This is a genomic window from Pseudomonas sp. PDM30 (assembly GCF_019218985.1).
In the GTDB taxonomy this organism is placed as follows: domain Bacteria; phylum Pseudomonadota; class Gammaproteobacteria; order Pseudomonadales; family Pseudomonadaceae; genus Aquipseudomonas; species Aquipseudomonas jessenii.
This window is the reverse complement of record NZ_JAHUWM010000004.1, coordinates 138,375-157,050: the sequence shown is the minus strand read 5'-3', so window position 1 is coordinate 157,050 and position 18,676 is coordinate 138,375. Positions and strand designations below refer to the sequence as shown.

The 18,676-nt window shown below is 60.5% G+C and carries 15 protein-coding genes; 10 read left to right on the top strand and 5 right to left on the bottom strand.

The annotated features are described in order from the left end of the window. Positions 1-188: 188 nt before the first annotated feature. The 9 genes from rpsF (at position 189) to KW840_RS11295 (ending at position 13,383) form a co-directional block, all read left to right on the top strand. Positions 189-611 (top strand): 30S ribosomal protein S6, encoded by a 423-nt coding sequence (gene rpsF, locus KW840_RS11335; protein WP_008048087.1) that lies wholly within the window; start codon positions 189-191, stop codon positions 609-611. 28 nt (positions 612-639) lie between these two features. Next, positions 640-870, top strand: a complete 231-nt coding sequence (gene rpsR / locus KW840_RS11330) for a 30S ribosomal protein S18 (RefSeq protein ID WP_002551829.1) — start codon at positions 640-642, stop codon at positions 868-870. A 36-nt stretch (positions 871-906) separates the two neighbouring features. Next, complete coding sequence (locus tag KW840_RS11325) at positions 907-1,800, top strand: hypothetical protein (protein ID WP_056725445.1); 894 nt, start codon at positions 907-909, stop codon at positions 1,798-1,800. A 19-nt stretch (positions 1,801-1,819) separates the two neighbouring features. Beyond that, complete coding sequence (gene rplI / locus KW840_RS11320; protein WP_007973276.1) at positions 1,820-2,266, top strand: 50S ribosomal protein L9; 447 nt, start codon at positions 1,820-1,822, stop codon at positions 2,264-2,266. A 122-nt stretch (positions 2,267-2,388) separates the two neighbouring features. After that, positions 2,389-3,786: a replicative DNA helicase gene (gene dnaB, locus KW840_RS11315; protein ID WP_007915846.1), complete on the top strand. Its 1,398-nt coding sequence runs from the start codon at positions 2,389-2,391 to the stop codon at positions 3,784-3,786. Positions 3,787-3,974: 188 nt separating this feature from the next. Next, complete coding sequence (locus tag KW840_RS11310) at positions 3,975-6,278, top strand: YgiQ family radical SAM protein (RefSeq protein ID WP_103397117.1); 2,304 nt, start codon at positions 3,975-3,977, stop codon at positions 6,276-6,278. A gap of 367 nt (positions 6,279-6,645) precedes the next feature. Beyond that, positions 6,646-9,918: a transglutaminase family protein gene (locus KW840_RS11305; protein ID WP_218495183.1), complete on the top strand. Its 3,273-nt coding sequence runs from the start codon at positions 6,646-6,648 to the stop codon at positions 9,916-9,918. A gap of 88 nt (positions 9,919-10,006) precedes the next feature. Continuing rightward, positions 10,007-12,493, top strand: coding sequence for a circularly permuted type 2 ATP-grasp protein (locus KW840_RS11300; RefSeq protein ID WP_218495182.1), 2,487 nt, complete (start codon positions 10,007-10,009; stop codon positions 12,491-12,493). Beyond that, positions 12,493-13,383 carry a transglutaminase family protein gene (locus tag KW840_RS11295; protein ID WP_218495181.1) on the top strand — a complete coding sequence of 297 codons (891 nt, stop codon included), beginning with the start codon at positions 12,493-12,495 and terminating at the stop codon, positions 13,381-13,383. The genes KW840_RS11300 and KW840_RS11295 overlap by 1 nt, the downstream gene beginning before the upstream one ends. A 213-nt stretch (positions 13,384-13,596) precedes the next feature. Here KW840_RS11295 and KW840_RS11290 read toward each other — a convergent pair whose 3' ends face one another. Beyond that, positions 13,597-13,776: a hypothetical protein gene (locus KW840_RS11290; protein ID WP_007973286.1), complete on the bottom strand. Its 180-nt coding sequence runs from the start codon at positions 13,774-13,776 to the stop codon at positions 13,597-13,599. 68 nt (positions 13,777-13,844) lie between these two features. Next, entirely contained in the window at positions 13,845-14,432 is a 588-nt protein-coding gene (locus tag KW840_RS11285; RefSeq protein WP_057712229.1) for a TIGR00730 family Rossman fold protein, read from the bottom strand. Positions 14,433-14,776: 344 nt separating this feature from the next. Here KW840_RS11285 and azu point away from each other — a divergent pair, with 344 nt between their 5' ends. Beyond that, a complete protein-coding gene (gene azu, locus KW840_RS11280; protein ID WP_057712228.1) occupies positions 14,777-15,223 on the top strand; it encodes an azurin in 447 nt (148 codons plus the stop codon). A gap of 174 nt (positions 15,224-15,397) precedes the next feature. Here the strand turns inward: azu and nadE are convergent, their stop codons facing one another. From nadE to KW840_RS11265, 3 genes are all read right to left on the bottom strand, one after another. Beyond that, complete coding sequence (nadE, locus tag KW840_RS11275; protein ID WP_090452833.1) at positions 15,398-16,225, bottom strand: ammonia-dependent NAD(+) synthetase; 828 nt, start codon at positions 16,223-16,225, stop codon at positions 15,398-15,400. 4 nt (positions 16,226-16,229) lie between these two features. Beyond that, positions 16,230-17,456 (bottom strand): nicotinate phosphoribosyltransferase, encoded by a 1,227-nt coding sequence (gene pncB / locus KW840_RS11270; protein WP_057712226.1) that lies wholly within the window; start codon positions 17,454-17,456, stop codon positions 16,230-16,232. A gap of 192 nt (positions 17,457-17,648) precedes the next feature. After that, positions 17,649-18,560, bottom strand: coding sequence for a LysR family transcriptional regulator (locus KW840_RS11265; RefSeq protein WP_218495180.1), 912 nt, complete (start codon positions 18,558-18,560; stop codon positions 17,649-17,651). Positions 18,561-18,676: the final 116 nt, after the last annotated feature.

The following is an 18,676-nucleotide window of genomic DNA, read 5'->3' as shown; positions in this document are numbered from 1 at the left end:
TGAGGGAAAGATTGGGGTTGTTCAAATAATCGCCAATTACCTTGCGCCTCCCTCGCCCCTTCTCTACAATTGCGCCCCTTGCTGTGATGGCAGGCACCAACGTGTCTAGCGTCCGCAAGTCCATAAGTGTCATTCACTCCTTGTCTGACCGCTTTTGAGCGGCAGGCTACAACCCGTAAGGAGCATTCATGCGTCATTACGAAATCATCTTTTTGGTCCACCCGGATCAAAGCGAGCAAGTCGGCGGCATGGTTGAGCGTTACACCAAGCTGATCGAAGAAGACGGCGGCAAAATCCACCGTCTGGAAGATTGGGGCCGTCGTCAACTGGCCTACGCAATCAACAATGTTCACAAGGCTCACTACGTGATGCTGAACGTTGAGTGCACCGGCAAGGCCCTGGCCGAGCTGGAAGACAACTTCCGCTACAACGATGCAGTGATCCGTAACCTGGTCATCCGTCGCGACGAAGCCGTTACCGGCCAGTCCGAGATGCTCAAGGCTGAAGAAAACCGCAGTGAGCGCCGTGAGCGTCGCGACCGTCCTGAGCACGAAGGCGCTGAAAGCGCTGATAGTGATGACAGCGACAACAGCGATAACGCTGACGAGTAATCCACGGACCTTTTAAGGAGCCAATTACATGGCACGTTTCTTCCGTCGTCGTAAATTCTGCCGCTTCACCGCTGAAGACGTGAAAGAGATCGATTACAAAGATCTCAACACTCTGAAAGCCTACGTATCCGAGACCGGCAAAATCGTTCCAAGCCGCATCACCGGTACCAAAGCTCGTTATCAGCGTCAGCTGGCCACCGCTATCAAGCGCGCCCGCTTCCTGGCCCTGCTGGCCTACACCGACAGCCACGGCCGCTGAGACCAGGCAGTCGACACGTAGCAAAGGATTGAATGCATGCGGGCCATAGCTGAGTTCATCATGCGCGGCCGTATGCAGGCCACTCTGGTAGTGGCTGGATGCGCGGCATTGCCGTTGTTGTATTGGTTGGGTGCTGCCGCCGGATGCCTTGTGCTCCTGCGGCGCGGATTGAGGGACGCCCTGGGCGTTCTTGCTCTGGGACTGCTGCCGGCATTGGCCTGGTGGCTTTACTCCGACGACCCACGGGCACTTCTGGTGCTGCTGGGGTCTGCGAGCCTTGCGTTGGTTTTGCGCGCAAGCGAGTCCTGGAACCGCGTGCTGCTGGTCAGCATAGCGATGGGAGTGGTGTTTTCAGTGGTGTTGGGGACAGCTTTTGCTCCCCAGATCGAGATGCTGGCGCAGGCTTTGATCAAAGTCATGCCGTCGCTACTCGGTGATGTCTACCAGAAGTTGTCGGTAGACGAACAAGCGCGTTTCGCGTCCCTGATTGCACCGGTCCTGACCGGCCTGATTGCGGCGTTGTTGCAAATCGTCAGCTTGCTGAGCCTGCTTGTCGGGCGTTACTGGCAGGCGTTGTTGTACAACCCGGGCGGTTTTGGTCGCGAGTTTCGCGCCATCCGCATCCCGCTGTTGCCGGCGATGTTGCTGCTGGCGTGCATGCTTCTGGGGCCGAATCTCGGTTCACAGATGGCCATGTTGACGCCGTTGTGCAGCGTACCGCTGGTGTTCGCCGGGCTGGCCCTGATTCACGGGCTGGTGGCGCAGAAGCGACTGGCCAGGTTCTGGCTGGTGGGGTTGTACGTGACGCTGTTGCTGTTCATGCAACTGATCTATCCGTTGCTGGTGGTCCTGGCCATCGTCGACAGCCTGATTGATTTTCGCGGTCGTTCGGCACCGAAAGATGCCGATAACGCGAACGGTGAAGGTTAAAAGTTAAGAGGATTTTCACATGCAACTGATCCTTCTGGAAAAAGTCACCAACCTGGGCAACCTGGGTGACAAAGTGAACGTTAAGGCTGGTTACGGTCGTAACTACCTGCTGCCTTACGGCAAAGCTACCGCTGCGACCCCAGCCAACCTGGCTGCGTTCGAAGAGCGTCGCGCTGAGCTGGAAAAAGCTGCAGCAGATCGCAAAGCATCGGCTGAAAGCCGCGCTGCCCAACTGGCCGAGCTGGAAGTGACCATCACTGCCACCGCTGGCGACGAAGGCAAGCTGTTCGGTTCGATCGGTACTCACGACATCGCTGACGCACTGACCGCCTCCGGCGTTGAAGTGCAGAAGAGCGAAGTTCGTCTGCCGAACGGCACCATCCGCAACGTAGGCGAATTCGACGTAGCCGTGCACCTGCACGCCGAAGTTGAAGCCACCGTACGCGTTGTCGTGGTAGCAGCTTAAGCAGCACTTGTCGGCTGGCACCCTCGGGTGCTTGCCGGTAACATCGGGCACGATCCTGTTTACAGGTCGTGCCCTTTGTCTTTCTGAAACCTCTGCTTTTTATCACCAAGAACCAAGTGGCCATGAACGATATCTCCGCTCCTGAGCAATACGATCTGCAAACCGCCGCGCTGAAAGTGCCGCCGCATTCCATCGAAGCCGAACAGGCTGTACTCGGTGGTCTGATGCTGGACAACAACGCCTGGGAGCGTGTGCTCGATCAAGTCTCCGACGGCGATTTCTATCGACATGACCACCGCCTGATTTTCCGTGCGATCGCCAAGCTGGCCGATCAGAACATGCCGATCGATGTCGTGACCCTGTCCGAGCAACTGGACAAGGAAGGTCAGACTTCGCAAGTCGGTGGCCTCGGTTACCTCGGTGAACTGGCGAAAAACACCCCGTCCGTCGCCAACATCAAGGCCTATGCGCAGATCGTTCGCGAACGGGCGACGTTGCGCCAGCTGATCGGTATCAGTACCGAAATCGCCGACAGCGCGTTCAACCCTGAAGGTCGTACCGCCGCGGAGATTCTCGACGAGGCTGAACGGCAGATCTTCCAGATCGCCGAGGCCCGACCGAAAACCGGTGGCCCGGTGGGCGTCAACGACCTGCTGACCAAGGCCATCGACCGCATCGACACCCTGTTCAACACCGACAACGCCATCACCGGCCTGTCCACCGGCTACACCGACCTCGACGAGAAAACCAGCGGCCTGCAACCGTCCGACCTGATCATCGTCGCTGGCCGTCCATCCATGGGTAAAACCACCTTTGCGATGAACCTGGTGGAAAACGCCGTGTTGCGCAGCGAGAAGGCCGTCCTGGTTTACTCCCTCGAGATGCCAGGTGAATCGCTGATCATGCGTATGTTGTCTTCCCTGGGGCGTATCGACCAGACCAAGGTCCGTTCCGGCCAGCTGGAAGATGACGACTGGCCGCGCCTGACCTCGGCGGTCAACCTGCTCAACGACCGCAAGCTGTTCATCGACGATACCGCTGGCATCAGTCCGTCGGAAATGCGCGCCCGGACCCGCCGTCTGGTGCGTGAACACGGTGATGTTGGCCTGATCATGATCGACTACCTGCAACTGATGCAGATCCCGGGCTCCAGCGGTGACAACCGGACCAACGAGATTTCCGAGATCTCCCGATCCCTGAAAGCCCTGGCCAAGGAATTCAACTGCCCGGTGGTGGCGCTCTCGCAGCTCAACCGTTCCCTGGAGCAGCGGCCAAACAAGCGCCCGGTGAACTCCGACTTGCGGGAATCCGGAGCGATCGAGCAGGACGCCGACGTGATCATGTTCGTTTACCGCGACGAGGTGTATCACCCGGAGACCGAGCACAAGGGCATCGCCGAAATCATCATCGGCAAGCAGCGTAACGGGCCGATCGGCTTTATCCGCCTGGCGTTCATCGGCAAGTACACCCGCTTCGAGAACCTGGCGCCGGGTAGCTACAATTTCGATGATGACGAATAATTTGTAGCGTCTGATCGGTCCTCATCGCGAGCAAGCTCGCTCCCACAAGGATCACGCCGAACTTGTGGGAGCGAGCTTGCTCGCGATGGGGTCACCGCAATTTCCGACCATGGCCGTCGGAATTGGTCAAAATTTGTGCTATATTCCGCGCCCGCGAAATTCAATGAAAGCCAACACCGGTTATCGACATGCAAGCAGCCAAGCCGTTATTTGACTATCCCAAGTACTGGGCCGAATGTTTCGGGCCAGCGCCGTTCCTGCCCATGAGCAGGGAGGAGATGGATCAGCTCGGCTGGGATTCCTGCGACATCATCATCGTCACCGGTGATGCCTACGTCGACCACCCGTCGTTCGGCATGGCGATCATCGGCCGGCTGCTGGAGTCCCAGGGCTTCCGCGTCGGGATCATTGCCCAGCCGAACTGGCAGTCCAAAGACGATTTCATGAAGCTCGGCGAGCCGAACCTGTTCTTCGGTGTCGCGGCCGGCAACATGGACTCCATGATCAACCGCTACACCGCAGACAAGAAAATCCGTTCCGACGACGCGTACACGCCGGGTGGCCTGGCCGGCAAGCGTCCGGACCGCGCCAGCCTGGTCTACAGCCAGCGCTGCAAGGAAGCCTACAAGCACGTGCCGATCGTGCTCGGCGGCATCGAAGCGTCCCTGCGCCGCATCGCCCACTACGACTACTGGCAGGACCGTGTACGCAACTCGATCCTGATCGACGCCTGCGCCGACATCCTGCTCTACGGCAACGCCGAACGTGCGATCGTCGAAGTGGCCCAGCGTCTGTCCTACGGTCACAAGATCGAAGACATCACCGACGTGCGCGGCACCGCGTTCATTCGTCGTGACACACCGCAAGGCTGGTACGAAGTCGACTCCACGCGCATCGACCGTCCGGGCAAGATCGACAAGATCATCAACCCGTACGTCAACACCCAGGACACCCAGGCCTGCGCCATCGAGCAGGAAAAAGGTCCGGTTGAAGATCCGCAGGAAGCCAAGGTCGTGCAGATCCTGGCCAGCCCGCGCATGACCCGCGACAAGACCGTGATTCGTCTGCCGTCGGTGGAAAAGGTCCGCAATGACGCAGTGCTCTACGCCCACGCCAACCGCGTGTTGCACCTGGAAACCAACCCGGGCAACGCCCGTGCGCTGGTGCAGAAGCACGGCGAAGTCGACGTCTGGTTCAACCCGCCACCGATTCCGATGACCACCGAAGAAATGGACTACGTGTTCGGCATGCCTTATGCGCGCATTCCGCACCCGGCGTATGGCAAGGAAAAAATCCCGGCCTACGACATGATCCGTTTCTCGGTGAACATCATGCGTGGCTGCTTCGGCGGCTGCACCTTCTGCTCGATCACCGAGCACGAAGGCCGGATCATCCAGAACCGTTCCCACGAGTCGATCATTCGCGAAATCGAAGAAATTCGTGACAAGGTTCCGGGCTTTACCGGCGTGATTTCCGACCTCGGCGGCCCGACCGCGAACATGTACCGCATTGCCTGCAAGAGCCCGGAAATCGAATCCGCTTGCCGCAAGCCATCGTGCGTGTTCCCTGGCATCTGCCCGAACCTGAACACCGACCACTCGGCGCTGATTCAGCTGTACCGCAGCGCCCGTGAATTGCCGGGTGTGAAGAAGATCCTGATCGCTTCCGGCCTGCGCTATGACCTCGCGGTCGAGTCGCCGGAGTACGTCAAGGAGTTGGTGACCCACCACGTCGGTGGCTACCTGAAGATCGCCCCCGAACACACCGAGGAAGGTCCGCTCAACCAGATGATGAAACCGGGCATCGGCAGCTATGACAAGTTCAAGCGCATGTTCGAGAAGTACTCCAAGGAAGCGGGCAAGGAGCAGTACCTGATTCCGTACTTCATCGCCGCCCACCCGGGCACCACCGATGAAGACATGATGAACCTGGCCCTGTGGCTCAAGGGCAACGGCTTCCGTGCCGACCAGGTGCAGGCGTTCTACCCGTCGCCGATGGCCACCGCCACCGCGATGTACCACTCGGGCAAGAACCCGCTGCGCAAGGTCACCTACAAGAGTGACGCGGTGACCATCGTCAAGAGCGAGGAGCAGCGCCGACTGCACAAGGCGTTCTTGCGTTATCACGACCCGAAAGGCTGGCCGATGCTGCGTGAGGCACTGACCCGCATGGGCCGCGCCGACCTGATCGGGCCGGGCAAGAACCAGTTGATTCCTTTGCATCAGCCGTCGACTGACAGCTACCAGAGCGCCCGTCGCAAGAACTCGACGCCGGCGGGCAGCCATAAGGTTGCAGGGGAAAAGACCACCAAGATCCTGACCCAGCACACCGGCCTGCCACCGCGTGCCAGCGATGGCGGCAACCCGTGGGACAAGCGCGAACAGGCCAAGGCTGCGGCGTTCGCCCGCAACCAGCAGGCGGCCAAGGAACGCAAGGATGCGGCCAAAGGCAAGGGGCCAAAGCCGACCCGCAAGCCGGTCGTGCCGCGCTAAGCCTCGCTTGAACTGAACAGAACGCCAACCTTCGGGTTGGCGTTTTGCGTTTCAGGGTTCAACCATTTGTGCTGGAACCAATGGCCTCTTCGCGGGCAAGCCCGCTCCCACAGGTTATTGGGGTTGTCCGCAGTTTTGTGTTCACAGCAAAACCCTGTGGGAGCGGGCTTGCCCGCGAAGAGGCCGGAACTGCCAACCAATTTCTGGCTGGTTGCCACATTTACGTGCACCTGTGCCAAACCATTTTCCCGCATCGCCCGATTTTGGTGCTGTACTGCCTCAGGCAACCGAGGAAAGCGCCAGCATTGCTGGATGGCATAAGTCTTGCGCGCTTTCCAATACGCTCAAGGCTCGCAGGAGGCACGCCGTGTCGATTCATGTCGCATTGCACCACGTCACGCATTACCGCTATGACCGCGCTGTCGAACTCGGCCCGCAGATCGTTCGCCTGCGTCCCGCCGCCCACAGCCGCACGCGGATTCTGTCCTATGCGTTGAAAGTCTCCCCCGAACAGCACTTCATCAACTGGCAGCAGGACCCTCAGGGCAATTACCTGGCGCGGCTGGTGTTCCCGGAAAAAACCGAAGAGTTGCGAATCGAAGTCGATCTGCTGGCCGAAATGGCGATCTTCAATCCGTTCGACTTCTTCCTCGAACCCTACGCGGAAAAAATCCCCTTCACCTATGCCGCGGATGAGCGCAAGGAGCTGGCGCCGTACCTGGAAACCCTGCCCCTGACGCCGAAGTTCAAGGCCTACCTGGACGGCATCGACCGCACACCGTTACCCGCCGTGGACTTTCTCGTCGCGCTCAACCAGCGTTTGAGCGAAGACATCGACTACCTGATCCGCATGGAGCCCGGCGTACAAACACCTGAGCACACCCTCGACCAGGCCTCCGGTTCGTGCCGCGACTCCGCCTGGTTGCTGGTGCAACTGCTGCGCAACCTGGGGCTGGCGGCGCGTTTTGTGTCGGGCTACCTGATCCAGCTGACCGCCGACGTCAAAAGTCTCGACGGTCCGTCCGGCACCGACGTGGATTTCACCGACCTGCACGCCTGGTGCGAGGTGTACCTGCCCGGCGCCGGCTGGATCGGCCTCGATGCCACCTCCGGACTGTTTGCCGGTGAAGGACATATTCCGTTGGCCTGTAGTCCCGATCCGTCCTCTGCGGCGCCGATCAGTGGCTTGGTGGAACCCTGCGAGTGCGAATTCAGCCACGAAATGTCCGTGGAGCGGATTTGGGAAGCACCACGGGTTACCAAGCCCTACAGCGACGATCAGTGGCTGGCGATCCAGGCCCTGGGCCGACGGATCGATGCCGACTTGCTGGAAGACGATGTACGCCTGACCATGGGTGGCGAGCCGACCTTTGTGTCCATTGATGACCCGGACGGCGCCGAGTGGAATACCGCGGCGCTGGGGCCGGATAAACGACGGTTGTCCGCCGAACTGTTCCAGCGCATGCGCAAGCACTACGCGCCCCAGGGGCTGGTGCATTTCGGGCAGGGCAAGTGGTATCCCGGCGAGCAACTGCCGCGCTGGTCGCTCAATTGCTACTGGCGCCGTGACGGCCTGCCGATCTGGCACAACAGCGCGCTGATCGCCGACGAGCAGGAGGATTATGGCGCCGACGGTGCGCTTGCCGGGCGTTTTCTGGCGAGTGTCGCCGAACGCTTGAAGATTCCGACACGCTTTGTGTTCCCAGCCTACGAAGACAATTTCTATTACCTCTGGCGCGAAGGCATGTTGCCGCAAAACGTCAGCGCCGAAGACTCACGCCTGGAAGAGCCATTGGAGCGTGCGCGTCTGCGCAAGGTCTTCAGTCAAGGCCTGGACAAGGTCATCGGCCAGGTTCTGCCGCTGGCGCGCACCGCCAAGGGCGACCAGTGGCAGAGCGGGCGCTGGTATCTGCGCGATGAGCACTGCCGTCTGGTGCCGGGGGATTCTCCACTCGGTTATCGCTTGCCGCTGGGTTCGCAGCCTTGGGTGAAGGCGGCGGAGTATCCGTTCATTTATCCGCAGGACCCGAATCAGGATTTCCCGACGCTGCCCGACACAGGGCAGCTTCAGAGCCAAGGCGCAGCCGTCGCAGTAGACCGTGCGCCAAACATCGACGAATCCGCCGACTGGCTGACCCGCACGGCGTTCTGTGCCGAGGCGCGGGAAGGCCGGTTGTACCTGTTCATGCCGCCGCTGGAACGGGTCGAGGATTACCTCGAGCTGGTCGCTGCCATCGAAGCCACCGCCGAAGAGCTGATGTGCCCGGTGTTGCTGGAGGGGTATGAACCGCCGAGCGATCCACGCCTGAGCAACTTGCGCATCACCCCGGACCCGGGGGTGATCGAGGTCAACGTGCAGCCGTCCGCGACCTGGGATGAGCTGGTCGAACGCACCGAATTTCTCTACGAACAAGCGCGCCAGACTCGGCTGACCACCGAGAAATTCATGATCGACGGCCGGCATACCGGCACGGGCGGTGGTAATCATTTCGTGCTGGGTGGCGCGACACCGGGGGACTCACCGTTTCTGCGTCGCCCGGATCTGCTGCGCAGCCTGATCAGCTACTGGCATAACCATCCGTCGCTGTCCTACCTGTTTTCCGGATTGTTCATCGGCCCGACGTCCCAGGCGCCGCGGGTCGATGAGGCGCGCAACGATGCCTTGTACGAGCTGGAAATCGCCTTCGCGCAGATGCCTGAAGCGGGTGAGGAGTGCCCGCCATGGCTGGTGGATCGACTGCTGCGCAACCTGCTGATCGATGTAACCGGCAACACCCACCGCGCCGAGTTCTGCATCGACAAACTCTATTCGCCGGACGGTGCCACCGGGCGCCTCGGATTGCTGGAGCTACGTGCGTTCGAGATGCCGCCCCATGCGCGCATGAGCCTGGCGCAACAATTGTTGCTGCGGGCGCTGGTTGCGCGGTTCTGGCGCGAGCCCTATGCGCCGCCGAAACTGGCGCGCTGGGGCACGGAGCTGCACGATCGCTTCCTGTTGCCGCACTTTATCGAGCAAGACTTCGCCGATGTCATCGTCGACCTCAACGCCGCCGGTTATCCGGTGCGTGCCGAATGGTTCGCCGCGCATCTGGAATTCCGCTTCCCCAAGGTTGGCGACTACGCCGTCAGCGGCATTGCGCTGGAACTGCGCCAGGCGCTCGAGCCCTGGCACGTGCTGGGCGAAGAGGGCGCCATGGGCGGTACGGTGCGCTACGTGGATTCGTCACTGGAGCGTTTGCAGGTCAAGCTCAGCGGCTTGCCGCCCCAGCGATATCTGCTGACCTGCAACGGCATTCCGGTGCCATTGCAGCCCACCGGGCGTGTAGGCGAATTCGTCGCTGGCGTCAGATTCCGTGCCTGGCAACCGGCTAACTGCCTGCAACCGACCATTGCGGTCCACGCGCCCCTGGTGTTCGACCTGCTCGACACCTGGATGCAGCGCTCGCTGGGCGGTTGCCAGTACCACGTCGCCCATCCGGGCGGGCGCAACTACGACAGTTTGCCGGTGAATGCCAACGAAGCGGAGAGCCGGCGAATGGCGCGCTTTTTCCGCATCGGACACACGCCGGGAAAGTTTCCTGTACCCAATCTGGAAATCAGCGACGAGTTGCCGATGACACTCGATTTGCGACGTTTCTAAACCGTACGCGACGCTCGGGTTTTTCGTATATCAGGGCGTCACGAGCCTGCGTTAGTCTGACCGTTCATTGCTGTCTGCCGAGCTTTCCATGCCTGACCTGCTAGACCGCTACCCGCTGACGGCGGGCACCTATCACGAACTGCTCGACGACAGTGGCGCCGTGCGCCCGCACTGGCGCCGGCTGTTCGAACAGTTGCAACGCAGCACGCCGGCACAACTGGTGCAGCGTCAGGCCCTGCTGACCCGGCAGATTCAGGAAAACGGCGTTACCTATAACGTCTATGCCGACCCCAAGGGCGCGGACCGGCCGTGGGAGCTGGACCTGCTGCCCCATGTCATCGCGGCTGACGAGTGGCAACAGTTGTCGGCCGGCATCGCTCAGCGGGCGCGGTTGCTCAATGCCGTGCTGGCTGACCTTTACGGTCCGCAACGGCTGATCGCCGAAGGTCTGCTGCCCGCCGAGCTGGTGTTCGGTCACAACAACTTCCTTTGGCCCTGTCAGGGCATCAGCCCGCCTGACGGAGCCTTTCTGCATCTGTATGCCGTGGATCTGGCGCGCACACCCGATGGCCGCTGGTGGGTGACGGCGGATCGTACCCAGGCGCCTTCGGGAGCCGGATATGCGCTGGAAAACCGCACGATTGTGTCCCGGGCCTTTCCCGAGCTGTACCGTGATCTGAAAGTGCAGCACCTGGCCGGTTTCTTCCGCACCTTGCAGGAAACCCTGGTCCGTCAGGCCCCGAGTGACGGAGACGCACCGTTGGTGGTACTGCTGACACCGGGGCGTTTCAACGAAAGCTATTTTGAACATCTGTATCTGGCTCGTCAGCTCGGTTATCCGCTGGTGGAGGGCGGTGACCTGACGGTGCGCGATGCCACGGTCTACCTGAAGACCCTGAGTGGCCTGCGTCGGGTCCACGCGATCATGCGCCGGCTCGACGATGACTTCTGCGATCCGCTGGAGCTGCGAACCGACTCCGCCCTCGGCGTGCCTGGCCTGCTTGAGGCTGTGCGGCAGGGGCGGGTTCTGGTGGCCAACGCCCTCGGCAGCGGTGTGCTGGAATCGCCGGGTTTGTTGGGTTTTCTGCCGAAGATCAATCAATTCCTGTTTGGCGAAGAACTGATCCTGCCGTCCATCGCCACCTGGTGGTGCGGTGAAGCGCCGGTTCTGGCCCAGGCCCTGGAGAAACTTCCAGAGTTGCTGATCAAGCCGGCGTTTCCGTCCCAGAGCTTTGCACCGGTATTTGGCCGTGATTTGAGTGAAAAACAGCGCAAGGAGCTCGCAGAGCGCATGCAGGCGCGTCCTTATGCCTATGTGGCGCAAGAGCTTGCGCAATTGTCCCAGGCACCGATCTGGCAAGCCGAAGACGGTCAACTGCAACCCCGTGCCATCGGCATGCGCGTGTATGCAGTGGCCAGCCGCGAGGGATATCGGGTACTGCCCGGTGGCTTGACCCGGGTCGCCGCCCAAGCCGATGCCGAAGTGGTGTCGATGCAGCGCGGCGGCGCCAGTAAAGACACCTGGGTGCTGGGCGATCGTGCGCCCAGCGGCGAACAATGGAAGGCCCAACGCAACATCGGTGTGCATGACCTGGTGCGGCGCGATCCGTACCTGCCATCGCGGGTGGTGGAAAACCTGTTCTGGTTCGGTCGTTATTGCGAGCGTTGCGACGACAGCGCCCGTTTGCTGCGCATCATGCTGGCGCGCTATGTCGACGGCGACGACCCACAAGCCTTGCAGGCAGCGGTGGACCTCGGCGAGCGGCTGATGCTGTTGCCCGATGAGGGCGAGTTGCCGGAACGCCTGTTGGCGGCGCTGCTCGGCGATGACTGGCCGTTCAGTCTGCGTTCCAACCTGCAACGCTTGCAGTGGGCTGCTTCGCAGGTGCGCGGCAAGCTCTCGCGGGAAAACTGGCAGGCGCTGGTGGAGTTGCAGCGCGAAGCCATGGAGCTGGAAACCGAAGAGCCGGATTTCGGTGAGTTGCTGGATTTTCTCAATCGTCTGGTGATGTCCCTGGCGGCGCTGTCCGGCTTTGCCCTGGACGACATGACCCGGGATGAAGGCTGGCGTTTCCTGATGATTGGCCGGCGAATCGAACGCCTGCAATTTCTCAGCGGCAGCCTGGCGGCGTTCCTGCGGGGCGCCGGGGCTTTCGATCAGGCCGGGCTGGAGTGGTTGCTGGAACTGGGCAACAGCAGCATCACTTACCGTTCTCGATACCTGGCGGTGGCGCAGCTGATCCCGGTGCTCGACCTGCTATTGCTCGACGAGCAGAACCCTCACGCCGTGTTGTTCCAATTGAAACTGGTGACCCGCACACTCAAACGCCTCAACGATGACTTTGGCGTGCCGCGTGAAGCAGCGCTGCCGCAATTGGTCGAGCGTCTGGCGCGATTCGATCTGGGCTGCCTGGAAAACCCGCTGTTCGGCGACGCGAGTGTTCGCGCTGCCATCGAGGGGCTGGCCGCTCTGCTGCAAGAGATCGCCGACGCCAGCGGGCAGGTTTCCGATCGCCTGGCGCTGCGGCATTTCGCTCATGTCGATGATGTCAGCCAGCGCACGGTGTCCGTCTGATGAGCGCTCACTACCAGATTTTCCACGACACCCATTATCACTACGACAGCCCGGTGTCCCTGGCCCAGCAACTGGCGCATTTGTGGCCGCGGCCTTGTGCCTGGCAGCGCTGCACCGACCGGCAATTGCAGATCAGTCCGCAGCCGACCTCGCGCCGCGATGAACTGGATGTATTCGGCAATCCGCTGACCCGGCTGGCGTTTGAACGTCCTCATGATGAGCTGCTGGTCAATGCCAGCCTCACGATCGAGGTACTTCCCCGGCCCGCGCTGGACTTCAATCTTTCACCCCCATGGGAAGACACCCGTAGCGCGCTGACTTACAGCAGTCAGCCGCTGTCGCCCGAATTGCTTGAAGCCTGCCGTTACCGCTTCGAATCACCTTACGTGCATCTGAAGCGCAACTTCGTCGAATTTTCCGAGAGCTGCTTCCCGACGGGGCGGCCGCTGTTGCTCGGCGTTCAGGCTTTGATGGAGAAAATTTTCAGCGAATTTACCTTCGACGCCGAAGCGACCCAAGTCGCGACGCCGCTGGTAGAAGTGTTGGAGCGTCGGCGCGGGGTATGTCAGGACTTTGCCCACCTGATGCTCGCCTGCGTACGCTCCCGGGGCTTGGCCGCTCGATACATCAGCGGCTACCTGCTGACCCAGCCGCCACCTGGCCAGCCACGGCTGATTGGTGCCGATGCATCCCACGCCTGGGTCTCGGTGTTTTGCCCGGTGCTGGGTTGGGTGGATTTCGATCCGACCAACAATGTGCAACCGGCACTGGAGCACATCACCCTGGCCTGGGGCCGGGATTTTTCCGATGTGTCGCCGTTGCGGGGGGTGATTCTTGGGGGAGGGAACCACGACCCGGAAGTTCGCGTCACTGTGATGCCACTGGATTAACGAAGATCAACTGTGGGAGCGAGCTTGCTCGCGATAGCGGTGTGTCAGTCAATTTGATATTGGATGTGCGGCCGTCATCGCGAGCAAGCTCGCTCCCACAGGGAATTACGGTGTGTTTGGGTCATTCGATTGGCCTGTGTGGGTCGGCAGCAAAGCTGCCAACCCTTTACACAGATCCGGTGGGCCGGATCAGATCAACCGGCCCGGAGGTTCTCAGGCGTCGGGCGCCGAGTCTTTCGGTGCATCAACATCGTCTTCTGCCGCCACTTCACCCTCAGGGTTCAGTGCCGCTTCTTCAGCTGTAGCTTTCTTGCGCTGAAGCTTTTCCTCTTTCTTCTGCTCCTTGGCCAAGTCTCTCTGACGTTTGGCGAAGGAATAATTAGGTTTAGCCATGGGCGATCCTCTGGGGTCGAAGGTGAGGTTGAGCGGCGCATATTCTGCCCTGTATCGGTGTCGAGCCGTTAGCTGGGTTTTTGCTCGGCCCATTTTGGCGCTATGGACGGTTGCCAGGCATCCAGAGCATCGAGCAGGGTTTGCGGCGATTCGCTCACTTGCAGCATGTCACGGTGCTGCTCGCGAACGAAGCCTTCGCCGACGATGTGATCAAGAAAAGACGTCAATTTGCTGTAGAAACCATTCACTTCCAGCAAACCCAGCGGTTTGCCGTGGTAGCCGAGTTGGCCCCAGGTCCAGACTTCGAACAGCTCTTCGAGGGTGCCAAGGCCGCCGGGCAGTGCGATAAAGGCATCGCTGAGCTCGGCCATCCGCGCCTTGCGCGCGTGCATGCCATCGACGACTTCCAGGCGAGTCAGGCCGCTGTGGCCGATTTCCTTGTCCTTGAGGCTTTGCGGGATGATGCCGATCACTTCACCGCCGGCCGCCAGGGCCGCATCGGCGACGATGCCCATCAAGCCCACGGCGCCACCACCATACACCAGGGTCAGCTTGCGCTCGGCCAACGCCCGGCCAAGGGCCACGGCTGCTTCGCGGTAAGCCGGGTTGGTGCCGGTGCTGGCACCACAAAATACACAAACGGATGTTAAAGACATGCCTTGCTCCTTGGTCGATCAGGGCCACAGAGTAAAGGCAGGCGCACGGCACTCCAAGGGCTAGACTTGGTGTTCTGGGGTTTCGTACGTGCCGCTGGCGCCGCAGGCGTAGGCGGCCAGCAAACTGCACAGCAGACTGTTGATCAACATGATGGGCATTCCATTTGAAGGGGGACGGCCTGATGATAGGCCCGGACCAGACACTTGGCCGGTAGATATTTCGCATCGGTGCCATAGCGCGAAAGTTGTATACAATTTTTGATTCAAGTCATATGAACTTGCGAAGTTTTCAGGCAGTCTTCTGTTTATTCGCGATTTCCTTAACCCTGCCTTGGAGATTCACCATGTTTGCCAAACTTGTTGCGGTATCCCTGTTGACACTGGCCAGCAGCCAATTGATGGCTGCAGAGTGCAAAGTCACCGTCGACTCCACCGACCAGATGTCTTTCGACACGAAGGCTATTGAAATCGACAAGAGCTGCAAGACGTTTACCGTGGAACTCAAGCATTCCGGCAGCTTGCCGAAGAACGTCATGGGCCATAACTGGGTGCTGAGTAAAGAAGCCGACATGCAGCCGATCGCCACCGACGGCCTGAGCGCCGGCATCGACAAGAACTACCTGAAGGAAGGCGACGCCCGCGTGATCGCCCACACCAAGATCATCGGCGCCAAGGAAACCGACTCGGTGACCTTCGACGTGTCGAAGCTCGACGCCAATGAAAAATACGGTTTCTTCTGCTCGTTCCCGGGCCACATCTCGATGATGAAAGGCACCGTGACCCTGAAGTAAGACTGACCACCGCGTTATCGTTCATCGCGGGCAAGCCACGCTCCCACAGGGCCACCACCGTACCTGTGGGAGCGGGCTTGCTTGCGAAGGGGCCAGAAGCATCAACGCATGTTTTGGCCAAAGAAAAGCCCGCTGGGGATCACTCCTCAGCGGGCTTTTTCATTCACTCACGCCTCAAGGCGCAAACGGCATCACCCGCTTGTGATGGGTCTTGTTGTAGGTATCAACAATGATCTTGAACGCCTCTTCACGCACCGGGTTGCCGTGCAGGAACGCATCGATCTCGGCATAGGTCACGCCGTGTGACGCTTCGTCCGGTTTGCCGGGCGACAGGTCCTCCAGATCGGCGGTCGGGACTTTCTCCACCAGCGACTCCGGCGCGCCGAAGCTGCGGGCGATGGCGCGGACCTGATTTTTCACCAGGCCACTCAGTGGCGCCAGGTCGCAGGCGCCGTCACCGAACTTGGTGAAGAAACCCATCACCGCTTCCGCCGCGTGATCGGTGCCGATCACCAGGCCATGGGCCGCGCCGGCGATGGTGTACTGGGCGACCATGCGCATGCGCGCCTTGGTGTTACCGAGCACGAAGTCCACCGACACCGCATGTTTGCCTTCGAAGGCCGCCACTTCATTGGCCAGGGATTTGACCGCCGGACCGATGTTCACGGTGTGGCGCTCGTCCGGCTTGATGAAATCCACTGAAGCCTGGGCGTCATGTTCATCGAACTGGGTTTCGTAGGGCAGGCGCACGGCGATGAATTTGTAGGCGGCATCACCGCTGCGCTGGCGCAGTTCACGGACGGCCCGTTGGGCCAGCAGGCCGGCGGTGAGGGAGTCGACACCACCACTGATGCCCAGTACCAGGGTCTTGAGCCCGGAATTGACCAGGCAGTCCTGAATGAAGGTCACCCGCCGGGCGACTTCGGCCTCAAGGGCGGCTTCGTCGGCGAATGGCGGCTGGACCTTGAGCTGTTCAGCAATCTCACGCTGTACGGCTTGCATGAATTCACTCCTTGCTTGATGTACTTGAAAGGGCGGCAGGAACCTGGAAAACGTGTCGCAAGTAAGCGACGAAATTCGGGTCTTTACAGTGCGTCTTGCCTGGCTCGTCGGAGATCTTCGCCACCGGCTGGCCGTTGCAGGCGGTCATTTTAAGCACGATGCTCATCGGTTCGACACCCGGAATATCACACGTCAGGTTGGTGCCGATGCCGAAGCTGACATTGATCCGACCGCGCAGCGCCCGGAATATCTCCAGAGCCTTGGGCAGGGTCAGGCTGTCGGAGAAAGTCAGCGTCTTGCTCATCGGGTCGATGCCGAGCCTGTGATAGTGGGCGATGGCTTTTTCCGCCCAAACCACCGGATCGCCTGAGTCGTGGCGCAAACCGTCGAAAAGCTTGGCGAAAAACAGATCGAAATCGCCGAGGAAGGCATCAATGGTGATGCAGTCGGTCAGGGCAATCCCCAGCAGGCCACGGTATTCACGGACCCAGCAATCGAGTGCGGCGATCTGGCTGTCGATCAGCCGCGGGCCAAGTTGCTGGTGCGCCATGATCCATTCGTGGGCCATGGTGCCCAGGGGTTTCATGTCCAGCTCCCGGGACAGGTGAACGTTGCTGGTGCCGACGAAGCGTCCGGGGAAATCGTGCTTGAGCACATTCACCACTTCTTCCTGCACGCGGTAGGAAAAGCGACGACGGGTGCCGAAATCGGCCACCTGCAATTCGGACAATTCGTCGCTGCTGGCGTTGGCGCTCAGCCAGTCGAACTTGCGGTAGAGCTGCTCACGGGCCTGTTCCAGCACGACTTCGCGGTAGCGATAGCGGTTGCGCACTTCGCTGACCAGCGCCAGCAGCGGCACTTCGAACAGGATCACATGCAGCCAGGGGCCCCGCAGGCGGATAAACAGTTCACCGTTTTCGAGGCCGGTGTGGATGTAACGCAGGTTGAAGCGAAACAACCCGAGAAAGCGCAGGAAGTCCGGCTTCAGGAAGCTGATGCGTTCCAGAAAGCTCAACTGGTCGGCGCTCAGGCTCAGTTCGGCCAGGCGCTCGATCTGGAATCGGATTTCCGCCAGGTACGGGCGCAAGTCCTCGCTGTTACGGCAACGAAACTCCCATTCGACTTCGACGTTCGGGTAGTTGTGCAGCACCGCCTGCATCATCGTCAGCTTGTAGAAGTCGGTGTCGAGCAGGTTCTGCACGATGCGATCGGCAAACACACTCTCGCTCATAACGGGGATTCTCCACATTGAATAGAGCTAGTGGCGCATAACGGTGATGGGGATCGCCAGCAATTTTTTAGCCTGCAGCAGATCCTTGTGGGAGCGAGCTTGCTCGCGATAGCGGACTGACAGGCAATTCAAATATTGAATTCAATGACGCCATCGCGAGCAAGCTCGCTCCCACAGGGATTGTGCAAGGGTTTAATGTTGCATCACATCCGGGCTATCGATCTGCTCCAGCATCCACTTCACAAAGTCCCGCACCTTGGGGACTTCCGCCGAGTGCTCCGGGTACGCCAGGTAGTAGGCGTCGGTGCTGGGCATTGCATGCTGCCAGGGAATGACCAGCTTGCCGTCGGCCAGTTCCTCTTCCACCAGAAAACGGGGTAACAGCGCCACGCCGCAGCCGACCTGGGCGGCGCGGATGCACATGTAAAAGGTTTCGAAGCGCGGTCCGTGGTAGCTGTGCTCGGTGTGGTAGCCCTGATGGTCGAACCAGTCATGCCAGGCCTGGGGGCGGGAAGCGTTTTGCAGCAGGACCAGGTCAGCCAGTTGCGTCGGATCGGTAAACGGTGTGTCCGGCAGGCTGCCCGGGGCGCACACCGGCACCAGCTCTTCGCCGAACAGCTTCAGGCATTCGGTGCCGGGCCGTGAGCCCTGGCCGAAGTAGAACGCCAGGTCGCTGCGACCTTGCAGCAGGTCGTCGGCTTCCTGCTCGCTGCACAGGTCCAGGTGGATCGACGGATGCCGCAGGCGCCAGCCTTTCAGGCGCGGCACCAGCCAGCGTGCACCGAAAGTGGGGGGCGTCGAAACCCGCAGGACTTCCGTTTCGCCACCGTAGGAACGAAGGTAATGGGTCGACATCTCGACCTGCGTGAGGATTTTTCGCACCTCAACCAGGTACAGATCGCCAGCCGGCGTCATCTGCAGGCGGCGGCGCACCCGGCGAAACAGCAGGTGCTGCAACAGCTCTTCGAGTTGCGCGACCTGTTTGCTCACGGCGCTTTGGGTCAGGTTCAACTCTTCGGCGGCCCGGGTGAAGCTCAAATGCCGGGTGACGGCCTCGAAGCACTGCAATGCAGCGATCGATGGCAAGTAGCGTTTATTCAGCATGGGCGGTCCTTGGTTCTTGTTTCTTATTGCCAGCAATGCACAGCATGAATAAACGGAATGATATCTCTCTTAAAGGTCGTTTGTTGAGTAACCTCCGGGCAGCTAAAACTACAGGT

Excerpts from the sequence above, each read along its gene's own strand:
- azu (WP_057712228.1), top strand. The coding sequence starts at position 14,777 with ATGTTTGCCAAACTTGTTGCGGTATCCCTGTTGACACTGGCCAGCAGC.
- dnaB (WP_007915846.1), top strand. The coding sequence starts at position 2,389 with ATGAACGATATCTCCGCTCCTGAGCAATACGATCTGCAAACCGCCGCG.
- pncB (WP_057712226.1), bottom strand. The coding sequence starts at position 17,456 with ATGAGCGAGAGTGTGTTTGCCGATCGCATCGTGCAGAACCTGCTCGAC.
- KW840_RS11285 (WP_057712229.1), bottom strand. The coding sequence starts at position 14,432 with ATGTCTTTAACATCCGTTTGTGTATTTTGTGGTGCCAGCACCGGCACC.
- rpsR (WP_002551829.1), top strand. The coding sequence starts at position 640 with ATGGCACGTTTCTTCCGTCGTCGTAAATTCTGCCGCTTCACCGCTGAA.
- rplI (WP_007973276.1), top strand. The coding sequence starts at position 1,820 with ATGCAACTGATCCTTCTGGAAAAAGTCACCAACCTGGGCAACCTGGGT.
- KW840_RS11265 (WP_218495180.1), bottom strand. The coding sequence starts at position 18,560 with ATGCTGAATAAACGCTACTTGCCATCGATCGCTGCATTGCAGTGCTTC.
- nadE (WP_090452833.1), bottom strand. The coding sequence starts at position 16,225 with ATGCAAGCCGTACAGCGTGAGATTGCTGAACAGCTCAAGGTCCAGCCG.
- KW840_RS11310 (WP_103397117.1), top strand. The coding sequence starts at position 3,975 with ATGCAAGCAGCCAAGCCGTTATTTGACTATCCCAAGTACTGGGCCGAA.
- rpsF (WP_008048087.1), top strand. The coding sequence starts at position 189 with ATGCGTCATTACGAAATCATCTTTTTGGTCCACCCGGATCAAAGCGAG.
- KW840_RS11300 (WP_218495182.1), top strand. The coding sequence starts at position 10,007 with ATGCCTGACCTGCTAGACCGCTACCCGCTGACGGCGGGCACCTATCAC.
- KW840_RS11290 (WP_007973286.1), bottom strand. The coding sequence starts at position 13,776 with ATGGCTAAACCTAATTATTCCTTCGCCAAACGTCAGAGAGACTTGGCC.
- KW840_RS11295 (WP_218495181.1), top strand. The coding sequence starts at position 12,493 with ATGAGCGCTCACTACCAGATTTTCCACGACACCCATTATCACTACGAC.
- KW840_RS11325 (WP_056725445.1), top strand. The coding sequence starts at position 907 with ATGCGGGCCATAGCTGAGTTCATCATGCGCGGCCGTATGCAGGCCACT.